A 12,534-nucleotide genomic window follows, 5' to 3' on the forward strand; every position below is an offset into this window, starting at 1 on the left:
CACCAGTTAACGTTCGGCGTCCCGGATAGGGCATGTAGATGTCATCGGATTGACATCTGCTGCCGGGGGCCATGATTGTTCATGATGTAAGCAGGTACTCGGCTCGACAACCGGATGCCTGCTTTGCAGGAGAGCTTGCAGGGCAACGAAGTACCCCCGCGTGGCGTGCCGCGCGACGCGGGGGGATCGGTACACGACAGGTCCGACAACAGAACAGCGATCCCAATCCAACGGAGGTTCGGGTGGAAGCGTTGATCTATGGATACTTGCGGGACGATCTGGCTGATGGTCAGAGCGACCAATTGGAGGATGCGCTACGCAGCCTCGCGCGGACCGCGGGCATGTGTTTCGCCGCGACGTTCCACGAAGCACCCGCGGGTGACGGTGCGGCGTTCGCCGAACTCACCCAGGAATTGAAGCGGGCCGATGCGCACCACGTGGTGGTGCCGTCACTCGATCACCTTACCGGCCAGACGATTCCGCGTGACCTGCTGATCGCGAAGCTGGCGCACGAGGCGGCCGCTCAAGTGCTGACCCTGGAGCGTTAGCCATGGGATCCGATGCCTGCACCGATCCACCATCTCGGTAGCGGCCGCTCCGGCGGCCAGGCAGGCCACCAGTGCGAGCAATCGCTGGTCGCCGAACGCCGGGTACACCTGCCAGTGCAGCAGGTACGCGAACAACGAGCTGTCGGCCACCGCCACCGCCACCACGGCGACGACGGCGGGCACGCGCAGCGCGGGCAGCCAGATCAAGATCAGAATGCCCGCCATGACAAGGCGTTCCCGCTCGGTGACGCCGAAATATCCGGGCACACAAGCCAGCAGCACGGCGCTGACGATCAGCCGCTGCCAGACCGCCGTCGCCTTCGCTCCGGCCCAGCCGAGAACGAAGTACCAACAGGCCAGCGGTGACAACGCGATATCGCGTTCGGGATAGAGCCCGAACGAATGCCAGCGCAAGACCAGGGTGAGGCCGAGCAGGCCGAGGGCGAACCAGAACGGCGCCCGCCGCTCCCACCCGTCGATCCGGGGGACCCGGATCAGTAGCGCGCAGGCCACGGTGCAGTACACGAGCACTTCCAGGAACCACAGGTGTCCCGCCGTGTCATTGCGGGGACCGAGGATCTTGTTGAGCAGCAACACATTCTGCCAGCCGTAATAGCCGGGTTGCCAGACCATCGTGATCAGGACCCAGAGCGCGGTCGGCACCGCGATCATCGCCACGGCCCGCCCGGTGAGTCGCAGTCGCCGGGCGGGTGGGGCCGAACTCACCGCGAACCGGGCGAAGTTGTAGCCCGCCACGGCGAGCAGCACGTGCGCGGCGCCCCAGAGTTCGAACAGCTGGATGTGCGAGCCGAGAATCAGCACGATCCCGATCGCGCGCAGAGCCGTCGAGGAGTCGAGGGCCCGGCCGAAGCGGGCGCGGGTACGGGGAGCTCGCCCCAGGTCGGCGATCGAACGCTGTGGCCAGTCGGTGGGCAGGGTACCGAGCACCCGCTCGAGGCGTGCCGCCACGGTGACGTAACTCAGCGAACTGCCACCCAGGTCCGCGAAACTGTGTGCGGGCGAGATCGTCTCGATCGGCAGGCCGAGGGCGTCGGCGTAGATCGCGCCGACATCGTCGCCCGGGCTCGCCGGTGTGGTGGCGAGCGCGCGCACCGCCGGATAGTCGATTTTGCCGGTGGCCAGCCGGGGCAGCTCGTCGACGACGGTCACGCTGATCGCGGTGGCGGGCAGGCCCGACACCTGGGCGATCAGTCGCGCGGCCGCCACCCCGTGCGCTCGGCGCGAGGTCGCCGACGCGGCCGGGCGGGGGAGTATCGCCGCGATCACCCGGCTGCCGTCGTCGGTGCAGGCGGCGACGAAACCGGCTGTGGCCAGCTCCGATTCGACGCGGCCCAGATCGATGCGCAGACCGAACAGCTTGGCGAAGCGGCTGCGCCTGCCGACGACCTGGTACAGCCCGTCGGGCGTGCGCCGGGCCAGATCGCCGGTCCGCAGCGCGTCGACCGTGCGGCCCAGTGCCAGGTCGGCCGAGTGGCGGGCGTAGCCGAGCATCACGTTCGGGCCGTGGTAGACGAGTTCCTCCGCGGCGCCGTCGTCGACCGGTGCCAAGGTGAAATGCCCGCCCGGGACGGGGATCCCGATGCAATCGGGGTGCTCGTCCGCCGATTCCGGTGGGAGATAGGCCATTCGGGCGGTGGCCTCGGTCTGGCCGTACATCACGAAGAACCGCCAGCCCGCGGCCGCGCCGAGCCGCGCGTAGGTCCGGACCCTGGCCGGCTCGAGTCTGCCGCCCGCCTGGGTCACATACCGCAGAGCGGGCAGCGACATCCGGGCGAAGCCGATCCGGTCGAGGAGATCGACGGTGTAGGGCACCGCGGCGAACGAGGTGGCCCGGTGCTCGCGGAACTCGTCCCAGAACTCGGGCTCGAGCACGGAGCGCTCGGTGAGCAACAGGCTCGCGCCGCGCAGCAGATGACTGTGGACCACCGACAGGCCGTAGCAGTAGAACAGCGGCAAGGTGGTCGCCGCGACGTCGTCCGGGCCGATGCCGAGGTACTCGGCGATGGATTCGGCGTTGGCGCCGAGATTGCGCGCCGACAGCCGCACCAGCTTCGGCGACCCGGTGGACCCGGAGGTGCTGAGCAACAGCGCCAGCTCCGGATGCAGCCGGTGCGCCGACCGCGCGCGGTTCGCGATGACCCGACCGCGGTCGATGATCACATCCGGGTCGTAGGTTGCGGCCAGTTCGCCGGTGAGCTCGCCGGTGAGCAGGACCGCGCACCCCGCGTCGAGTGCGCCGAGGTAGGCGACGAGGGAGTCCAGATCGTTGCCCGCGGTGAGCGCGACGAGCCGGCGAACCGGTCCCAGTTCGGCCGAGAACTCCGCGACGCGGTCGGCGAGCTGGGCGTAGGTCACCGAGGTGACGGTGGCGGCGGACGCGGGCCCCACCGGGTGCAGCACCGCGACGCGGTCGTCGAAACCACGCAGATGGGCGAGGATCGGCAGGGTCGGCACGCGAAAAAGTCTAGGTGTCGTGCCGAGGGCGGCCGGGAGGCGCCTGTGCGGCGAACTCCCGGTGAACGAGAACTAGAGGCCGAAGCTGCCGGGCCCGCGTCTGCGCAGGTACTTCTCGAACTCGGCCGCGATGGCGTCGCCGTCGATCTTGGACATGGTCTCGTTGAGGTCGATCGCCGCGTCGCCGCGCTCCTCGAGCGAGCGCACGTACTCGCTGATCTCCTCGTCGCCGAGGGTCATCTCGTTGACCGCGGCTTCCCACTCCTCGGCCTGTTTCGGCAGCTCACCGAGCGGAACCTCGATATCGAGGACGTCTTCGACCCGGTGCAGCAGCGCGATCGTCGCCTTCGGGTTCGGCGGCTGCGACACATAGTGCGGGACGGCGGCCCAGAACGACACCGCGGGCACCCCGGCCTTCACACACTGGTCCTGCAGCACGCCGGTGATTCCGGTCGGGCCCTCGTACCGGGTCTGTTCCAGGCTGAATCGCTCGGCGGCCTCGGGGCTGTAGGCCGAGCCGGTCACCGGCACCGGCCGGGTGTGGGGGGTATCGGCCAGCAGCGCGCCGAGGATCACGACCGTCTCCACGCCGAGTTGCTCGATGAACTCGAGCAGGTCGTCGCAGAAACTGCGCCATTTCATGTTCGGTTCGATGCCACGCAGCAACACCACGTCGCGGTCGCTTCCGGGCGGGGAACACACCGACAGCATCGTCGAGGGCCACTGGATCTCCCTGGTCACCCCGTCGACCTGACGGACTGTCGGCCGGTTCACCTGGTAGTCGTAGTAGTCCTCGGAATCGAGTTCGGCCAGCGGCTCGGCATCCCAGATCAACTCCAGATGTTCGATGGCGCCACTGGCGGCATCGCCGGCGTCGTTCCAGCCCTCGAAGGCGGCAACCATGACGGGATTGCGCAACGTCGGCAGTTCCGTCCCGGGGGTCTCACTGGCATCCACCCGGTCAGCCTAGTGTCTTGTGCGAATTGTTTTGCGGTGACCGACGGTGTTGCGTGTTTCCACCGGGAACAGTGGCGCAGGCCACTCGATTCACCCACAGTGGTCTCGTTCGTCGGGGGCGCCCTCTAGTCTTGAATCATGTCTGCGTCCTTGCCCACCGGGTTCGATACCACGCTCCTCGACACGCTGCGGCGGCGTGTCGTCATCGGCGACGGCGCGATGGGCACGATGTTGCAGGCCGCGGATCTGTCGCTCGACGACTTCCGCGGCCTCGAGGGATGCAACGAGATCCTCAACGACACCCGCCCGGATGTGCTCGCCGAGATTCACCGCGCCTACTTCGCGGCGGGCGCGGATGCGGTGGAGACCAACACCTTCGGCTGCAACCTGCCCAACCTCGCCGACTACGACATCTCCGACCGGATCCGCGATCTGTCCGAGCGCGGCACCCGCATCGCCCGCGATGTCGCCGACGAGATGGGTCCGTCCGCCGACGGCACCCCGCGCTATGTCCTCGGCTCGATGGGCCCCGGCACGAAGCTGCCGACCCTGGGCCACGCGCCGTTCGTCGCGCTGCGCGACGCCTACACCGAAGCCGCGCTCGGCATGCTCGACGGCGGTGCCGATGCCATCCTCATCGAGACCTGCCAGGACCTGCTGCAGGTCAAGGCCGCGATCACCGGCAGTCGCCGGGCGATGATCGCGGCGGGCCGCCGGATCCCGATCATCACCCACGTCACGGTGGAGACCACCGGCACCATGCTGGTCGGCAGTGAGATCGGCGCGGCGCTCACCGCGCTGGAACCGCTCGGCATCGACATGATCGGGCTGAACTGCGCGACCGGGCCCGCGGAGATGAGTGAGCACCTGCGGCACCTGTCGCGCCACGCCACCATCCCGGTGTCGGTGATGCCGAACGCCGGTTTGCCGGTGCTCGGTGCCAACGGCGCCGAGTACCCGCTCACCCCCGAAGAGCTCGCTGTCGCGATGAGCGGGTTCGTGTCCGAGTTCGGGCTCTCGCTGGTCGGTGGCTGCTGTGGCACCACCCCGGAGCACATTCGCCAGGTCGCCGAGGCGGTGCGTGAGGTCGAGAAGACGCTGCCCGCGATCGAGGATCGTCGCCACCCCGAGCACGAGCCTGCCGTCTCGAGCATGTACACCGCGGTGCCGTTCGAGCAGGACGCGTCGATCATGATGATCGGCGAGCGCACCAATGCCAACGGCTCCAAGGCTTTCCGTGACGCGATGCTGGCCGCCGACTGGCAGCGGTGCCTCGAGATCGCCAAGGACCAGACCCGCGACGGCGCGCACATGCTCGACCTCTGCGTCGACTACGTGGGCCGCGACGGTGCCGACGACATGAACGAGCTGGCCTCACGGCTGGCCACCGCCTCGACGCTGCCGATCATGCTCGACTCCACCGAGGTGCCGGTCTTGCAGGCGGGTCTGCAGCATCTGGGTGGCCGGTGTGCGGTGAACTCGGTGAACTACGAGGACGGCGCAGGCCCGGATTCGCGGTTCCAGCAGATCATGCGGCTGGTCTCCGAGCACGGTGCCGCCGTCGTCGCGCTGACCATCGACGAAGAGGGTCAGGCTCGCACGGCCGATCACAAGGTCGCGATCGCCGAGCGGCTGATCGACGACATCACCGGCAACTGGGGCCTGGCCGAGTCCGACATCATCATCGACACCCTGACGTTCACCCTGGGCACCGGGCAGGAGGAGTCGCGCAAGGACGGCGAGGAGACGATCAAGGCCATCCGCGAGCTCAAGCGCCGCCGCCCGCAGGTGCAGACCACCCTGGGCCTGTCGAATATCTCCTTCGGTCTGAACCCGGCCGCCCGGCAGGTGCTGAACTCGGTGTTCATGCACGAATGTGTCGAAGCGGGACTGGATTCGGCGATCGTGCACGCGTCGAAGATCCTGCCGATGAGCCGGATCCCCGACGAGCACCAGCAGGTGGCCCTCGATCTGATCTATGACCGCCGCACCGAGGACTACGACCCGCTGCAGAAGCTGATGGCGTTGTTCGAGGGTGTCTCGACGGCCTCGTCGAAGGCCTCGCGCGCCGAGGAAATGGCGCTGCTGCCCTTGTTCGAGCGTCTCGAGCGGCGCATCGTCGACGGTGAACGCAACGGTCTCGGTGACGATCTCGACGAGGCGATGCAGACCGTGCCGCCGCTGCAGATCATCAACGAGACCCTGCTCTCGGGCATGAAGACCGTCGGTGAGCTGTTCGGTTCGGGCCAGATGCAGCTGCCGTTCGTGTTGCAGTCGGCCGAGGTGATGAAAACCGCTGTCGCGCACCTGGAACCGCACATGGAAGCCACCGACGACGCGGGTAAGGGCCGGATCGTGCTGGCCACGGTGAAGGGCGATGTCCACGACATCGGCAAGAACCTGGTCGACATCATCTTGTCCAACAACGGCTACGAGGTGGTGAACCTCGGTATCAAGCAGCCCATCGCCACCATTCTCGACGCCGCGCAGGACAAGAAGGCCGATGTGATCGGCATGTCCGGGCTGCTGGTGAAGTCGACCGTGGTGATGAAGGAGAACCTCGGTGAACTCAACTCCAAGGGTGTCGCCGAACAGTTCCCGGTGCTGCTCGGCGGCGCCGCGCTGACTCGTTCCTACGTGGAGAACGACCTCACCGCGGTCTACGACGGCGACGTGTACTACGCCCGTGACGCCTTCGAGGGCCTGCGGTTGATGGACGAGATCATGACCGTCAAGCGTGGCGGCGGGCTCGACCCGGACAGCCCGGCGGCGATCGCCGCCAAGGACAAGGCCGCCGAGCGCAAGGCGCGTCATGAGCGGTCCAAGCGGATCGCGGCCGAGCGTAAGGCCGCCGAGGTGCCGATCGTGGTGCCCGAACGCTCCGATGTGGCCGCGGATCTGCCCGTGCCGACGCCGCCGTTCTGGGGCACCCGGGTGATCAAGGGTCTGCCGCTGGCGGAGTATTCGGGTCTGCTCGACGAGCGGGCATTGTTCCTCGGCCAGTGGGGTCTGCGCGGTCAGCGGGCCGGGGACGGGCCGACCTATGAGGACCTGGTGGAGACCGAGGGCCGGCCGCGGTTGCGCGCCTGGCTCGACCGGCTCGCCACCGAGGGTGTGCTCCAGCACGCGGCTCTGGTCTACGGGTACTTCCCGGCGGTGTCGGAGGGCGACGAGGTCATCGTGTTGACCGAGCCGAATCCGGATGCGCCGGAACGGTATCGGTTCACCTTCCCGCGTCAGCAGCGCGACAGGTTCCTGTGCATCGCCGACTTCATCCGCTCGCGCGAGCAGGCTCGTGCGACCGGACAGGTCGACGTGTTGCCGTTCCAGCTGGTGACGATGGGGCAGCCGATCGCCGACTTCGCGAACGCGTTGTTCGCCGCCGACAACTACCGCGACTACCTCGAGGTGCACGGCATCGGTGTGCAGCTCACCGAGGCGCTGGCCGAGTACTGGCATCGCCGGGTGCGCGAGGAACTGACCGTCGACGGCAAGTCCGTCGCCGCCGACGATCCCGCCGACATCCAGGACTACTTCAAGCTCGGCTACCGGGGCGCTCGCTACTCCTTCGGCTACGGTGCCTGCCCCGACCTGGAAGATCGTGCCAAACTGGTCGACCTGCTCGACGCCGGCCGGGTCGGGGTGACGCTGTCGGAGGAACTGCAGTTGCACCCCGAACAGTCGACGGACGCGTTCGTGCTGCTGCATCCGGAGGCGAAATACTTCAACGCCTGAGAGACTGCAGGCACAGAGATACACGCGTCGGCAGATCGGACCGGTCCCGCGGACCGGTCCGATTGTCGTTGCGACGCATGTGAGTCTGGTCACGATGCGGCGCTGGGTCCATGGACCGGGCTGTCCCGCAACAGGATCGAAGCAGTTCAGCACGTAGGATTTTCGAAAGTTTCATCCCGCTGTGGCGCGGAGGGCGAGACGACTCAGCGGTAAGCAGGAGGGGCACACGATATGACATCGGATCGGTTGATCGCGGGACGCTATCGACTCACCGACCCGATCGGCACGGGCGCGATGGGGGTCGTGTGGCGCGCCACCGATGTCCGGCTGCGGCGCACTGTCGCGGTGAAGCAAGTGCTGCTCGCACCCGGTCTCACCGGTACGCAAGCACTCGAAGGAAAACTGCGTGCGATGCGGGAGGGCCGGATCGCGGCCCGTCTGCACCATCCCAACGCCATCACCGTCTTCGATGTCGCCGAAGAGGACGGCCAGCCGTGGCTGGTCATGGAATACATGAACGCGCCGAGCCTCGCGGTGAAGCTGGCGGGCGGGGTGACGTTGCCGCCGATCGAGGTGGCGGGGATCGGCGCCCAGGCCGCCGCCGCGCTGTCGGCCGCGCACGACGCCGGGATCATGCACCGTGATGTGAAACCGGCCAACCTGCTCGTCGGCGACGACGGCACGGTCAAACTCACCGACTTCGGCATCTCGCACGCGACCGGCGACGTCACCGTCACCGCCACCGGCTTCCTGGCGGGCACCCCCGCCTATCTGGCGCCCGAGATCGCCCGCGGCGACAACCCGAAACCCGCCGCCGACGTGTTCGCTCTCGGGTCCACGCTGTACGCCGCCTCCGAAGGCGCTCCGCCGTTCGGTGAGGGCGACAACCCTCTGGCTGTGCTGCACGCCGTCGCCCGCGGTGTGGTGCCCGAGCCGAAGAACGCGGGCCCGCTCGTTCCGGTCCTGATGTGGCTGCTGACCGCGTCCGCCGACGACCGGCCGACGATGGCGCAGGCCCGGGTCGCGCTGGAAGACGTTGCGGCGGGCCGTGTTCCGGCACTGCCCGCCTCGGCCACGAAGATTCTGCCGATGAGCGAGGCGGCCACGTCGCTGATTCCGCCGGCCGGCGCACCCGCGAACGGGGGCGCGACGGCGAAGTCGGGCGCGGCAGCGTTGTTCGGCAGTGGTCTCGCGAAGGCCAAGGCTGCCCGCTCGGCCATCTCGGGCCGAAATTCGACCGGCGCACCGCATGCGTCGGACGTGAGCGGGAGTGCGGCGTCGGGCGCGGGCGGCAACGCGGCGAGCCGAGCGGACGGGGCAATCGGCCGAGCGGCGGCAGGCGGGGCCGGGCAGGCAGGCGCGGTGCGGCAGGCGGCGGCAGGCGATCCCGGCCTCGTCCGGCCGCGCGACGCCGCGTCCTCGGCCGCGGACGGTGTCGAACGCGCCGGTGCCCAGGCGCAGCTGCGCGCCGAGGCCGCGGCCGGGCCGACGGACGGCTCCGGCCTGCATCCGGCGTTCCCCGTCCCGCCGTCGCGCACCGACCGCGCGAACAACAGCCGCGCCGTGCTGCTGCTGGCCGCGGCCGTCGCCGCCTTCACGGTGATGCTGGTGGTGCTGGTGGTCACCCGTGACCGGGGCGGTGACTCCGATCGGCAGGCGCAGGTCCCGGCATCGCCGGTCACCGTCACGACCGTGGTCGACGGCAAGGTGAGCACGGTCGTCATCGTGCCCGAGCAGGAAACGATCACCGTGTCTGCCCCGCCCGAAGCCCTGCCGAGCGGTGCGACGAGCGCCGGTGCGACCCCGACGAGCACATCCGCCAAGCCGACCCCCACCACCGCGAAACCGACCAGCACGACCATCACCACCACGCCGTTCGGTCCGCCCACCCCGGACCGGATCAACCAGTTCATCGCCGGGTACTACGGCATGCTGCCCGGCAATATCGGCGGGGCGTGGGCGCAGCTCGCTCCCGGCTACCAGGCGCAGACCGGCGGGTTCGGGCAGTACTCGTCGTTCTGGTCGTCGGTGCGGTCGGTGACTGTCGGCTCGATCACCCCCAGCGGGCCGAACCGCGCGGTCGTCACGCTCACCTATCAGCTCGCCAATGGCACCGTGACCTCGGAGAACCGGTGGATCCAGGTCTCCGGCGACGCGGGCAACCTGCAGATCGCCGGATCGGGCGTCTGAGGCGGACCCGTTACCCTGAACGGGGTCCGGCGAGCGCCGGGCACTTCGGCGATGTGTGACGAGAACGAGGCGAGTAACAGGTGAGCGCGCGACCGGCCGCGGTGCTGTGGGACATGGACGGCACGCTGCTCGATTCGGAGAAGCTGTGGGACATCGCGGTTCGTGAACTGGCCCGCGAACACGGTCGCGAGCTGACCGACGAGGTCCGCCACGCCCTGATCGGCGCCTCCGGCCCCAACGCGCTGCGCATGCTCTTCGACGGTATCGGCCTCGACCCGTCGCCGCAGACGATCGTCGAGGCGGGGGAGTTCCTGGAGCGCCGGGTCACCGAGCTGATGCTCGGCCCGATCCCGTGGCGTCCCGGCGCCAAGGACGCGCTGGCGATGGTGCGCGAGGCGGGCATGAAGTCCGCACTGGTGACCAACACCAAGCGCTCGCTCACCGAATACGGCCTCGATACCCTCGGCCGCGACTTCTTCGACACCTCCGTCTGCGGTGACGAGGTGGCGCACGGCAAGCCCGATCCGGCCATCTACCGCCGCGCCGCGGAACTGCTCGGGGTCGACCCGGGTGATTGTGTCGCGATCGAGGACTCGCCGACCGGTTCGCTCGCGGCACAGGGCGCGGGCTGCGGTCTGCTGGTGATTCCGTGCGAGATCGCGGTTCCCGAGGCGCCGGGGCGGGTATTCCGGGAGTCGCTGATCGGTTTGTCGGTCGACGATCTGCGAGTCGCACTCGACGCACGCGTGTGAATCTTTCGACAGCGGCGCGTGATAGGGCGTAATAGCCTACCGTGATAGTACCGAAACCCAGGTTGAATCTACGAAAACTGTTGCCGCACAGTTGATTTCGCCCGATTGTGATCTTCCCGGGATATGCCCGATTTGTCGAAACCGCGGGCGCTCGCCCGAATATTCCCGCAAACTGGGTACATGACGGGCACGCGGGGGCTTGACGAAATCGTCGACATCGCACGGTATCCACTCACCGATCTCGGTGGTTCGGGCAGGCAGGCGGCTATCGACGCCGCCCGCGCCGAGCTGGCCGAGGACGGTTGTACGGTGCTGCGCGAGTTCATCCGCCCGCAGCTGCTCGACACACTGCGCGCCGAGGGGGAGGCGATCGCGCCGCACGCCCACTACAAGGTGGAGCGGGTCAACGCCTACAACATTCCCCTCGATGCCGACCTGCCCGCAGGCCATCCGGCGCGGATCGTGCTCGACCGCGGAAACGCGTTCGTGGCCCGCGACCGGATCCCCGCCGAGGCGCTGATCCAGCGCCTCTACACCGACCCGGTGTTCCAGCGCTTCGTCGCCGATTGTTTCGAACTCGAGGATCTGCACGAATTCGCCGACCCACTGGCAGGTTTGTGCCTGAACGTGGTCGAGCCGGGGATGTCGCATCCGTGGCATTTCGACACCAACGAATTCACCGTCAGCATGCTCACGCGCAAGCCCGACGCCGGCGGCGTGTTCGAGTACTGCCCCAACATCCGCGACCCGCACGCCGAGCACCTCGACGACGTGCGCGCCGTGCTCACCGGTGACGGCACCCGGTTCATTCGCGCGCTGGAACTGCGCCCCGGCGATCTGCAGCTGTTCAAGGGCCGCTTCTCCCTGCACCGCGTCACCGAGGTGGCCGGTGCGAGCCAACGACATTCGGCGATTTTCGCCTACACGGACCGTCCAGGGGTGATCGGCACGGTCGAACGCACCAGGCAGTTGTTCGGCCGTGTCCTGCCCGACCACGTGGCCGCCGCGGCCGACGCCGTCCGAGGTGACCGACTGCTCGACTGAGAGGAACCGCCCATGTCCGTTCCGTTGCACACCACCGGTAAAGCATCCTTCGACGACATCTACGAAAGTCCGGATCCGCGTGCGTACTTCGCGCGGATGAACGAGCTGGACTACCGGATCCCGGAACTGGCGAAGCCGCACTTCGCCGAGCAGTTGCGCCAGCTGCGGGCCGCTCGGCCGGGCCGGATCCCGACGGTGCTCGACCTCGGGTGCTCCTACGGGGTGAACGCGGCACTGCTGCGCACCGGCACCACCGTCGACGAATTGGCCGGGCACTACCGCGATCACGTCGACACCGACAAGATCGGGTTGATCGCCGCCGACCGGGAGCGGTTGCGCGGCGACCTGATGCCCGACGTACGCTTCATCGGGATGGACGCCGCACGCCCGGCGCTGACCTACGCCCACGCCGCCGGACTCCTGCACGACTACGTGCACGCCGACCTCGAGGCCACCGAGCCCACCGAGGCACAGCGCCGTGTGCTCGCCTCCGCCGATCTGGTGATCTCCACCGGATGCGTCGGCTACATCACCGAGAAAACCCTGTCCAGGGTCGCCCAAGCAGATCCGCGCAAGCGACCGTGGATGGCGCATTTCGTGTTGCGGATGTTCGATTTCGGTCCCATCGCCGAGGAATTGGCCGCGCTCGGCTATCGCAGCGAGCAACGTCCCGGTATGTTCCAGCAGCGGAGGTTCGCCTCGTCGCAGGAACGTGAACAAGTGCTGGATGCGTTGGCGGCCAAGGGAATCGACACCACCGACCACGAAGCCGAAGGCTGGCTCTACGCCAACCTGTTCCTGTCCCGCCCGCATCCCATCGAGACCTGAGGACT

The 12,534-nt window shown here is 68.2% G+C and carries 8 protein-coding genes; 6 read left to right on the forward strand and 2 right to left on the reverse strand.

What is annotated here, in order from left to right; genetic code table 11:
• Nucleotides 1–242 precede the first annotated feature (242 nt).
• Nucleotides 243–548 carry a hypothetical protein gene (locus ACWGCN_RS08710; RefSeq protein ID WP_301901081.1) on the forward strand — a complete coding sequence of 102 codons (306 nt, stop codon included), beginning with the start codon at nt 243–245 and terminating at the stop codon, nt 546–548.
• Here the strand turns inward: ACWGCN_RS08710 and ACWGCN_RS08715 are convergent.
• Both ACWGCN_RS08715 and ACWGCN_RS08720 read right to left on the reverse strand, forming a co-directional pair.
• A complete protein-coding gene (locus tag ACWGCN_RS08715) occupies nt 450–3,023 on the reverse strand; it encodes an AMP-binding protein (protein WP_452457560.1) in 2,574 nt (857 codons plus the stop codon). The two genes, ACWGCN_RS08710 and ACWGCN_RS08715, sit on opposite strands and share 99 nt — an antisense overlap.
• Before the next feature lie 72 nt (nt 3,024–3,095).
• Entirely contained in the window at nt 3,096–3,926 is an 831-nt protein-coding gene (locus ACWGCN_RS08720; RefSeq protein ID WP_235569430.1) for a PAC2 family protein, read from the reverse strand.
• Nucleotides 3,927–4,118: 192 nt separating this feature from the next.
• Here ACWGCN_RS08720 and metH point away from each other — a divergent pair, with 192 nt between their 5' ends.
• The 5 genes from metH (at nt 4,119) to ACWGCN_RS08745 (ending at nt 12,529) form a co-directional block, all read left to right on the forward strand.
• Nucleotides 4,119–7,715, forward strand: coding sequence for a methionine synthase (gene metH / locus ACWGCN_RS08725; protein ID WP_378988185.1), 3,597 nt, complete (start codon nt 4,119–4,121; stop codon nt 7,713–7,715).
• Nucleotides 7,716–7,946: 231 nt separating this feature from the next.
• Entirely contained in the window at nt 7,947–9,905 is a 1,959-nt protein-coding gene (locus tag ACWGCN_RS08730) for a serine/threonine-protein kinase (protein WP_452457561.1), read from the forward strand.
• Between the two features lie 80 nt (nt 9,906–9,985).
• Nucleotides 9,986–10,657, forward strand: a complete 672-nt coding sequence (locus tag ACWGCN_RS08735; protein ID WP_387443260.1) for an HAD family hydrolase — start codon at nt 9,986–9,988, stop codon at nt 10,655–10,657.
• Between the two features lie 180 nt (nt 10,658–10,837).
• On the forward strand, nt 10,838–11,701 hold the full coding sequence (locus ACWGCN_RS08740) for a HalD/BesD family halogenase (RefSeq protein ID WP_387443262.1): 864 nt from the start codon (nt 10,838–10,840) through the stop codon (nt 11,699–11,701).
• A gap of 12 nt (nt 11,702–11,713) precedes the next feature.
• Nucleotides 11,714–12,529: a class I SAM-dependent methyltransferase gene (locus ACWGCN_RS08745; RefSeq protein WP_378988173.1), complete on the forward strand. Its 816-nt coding sequence runs from the start codon at nt 11,714–11,716 to the stop codon at nt 12,527–12,529.
• The last annotated feature ends 5 nt before the right edge of the window (nt 12,530–12,534 follow it).

It is taken from the genome of Nocardia sp. NPDC055050 (genome assembly GCF_053608345.1).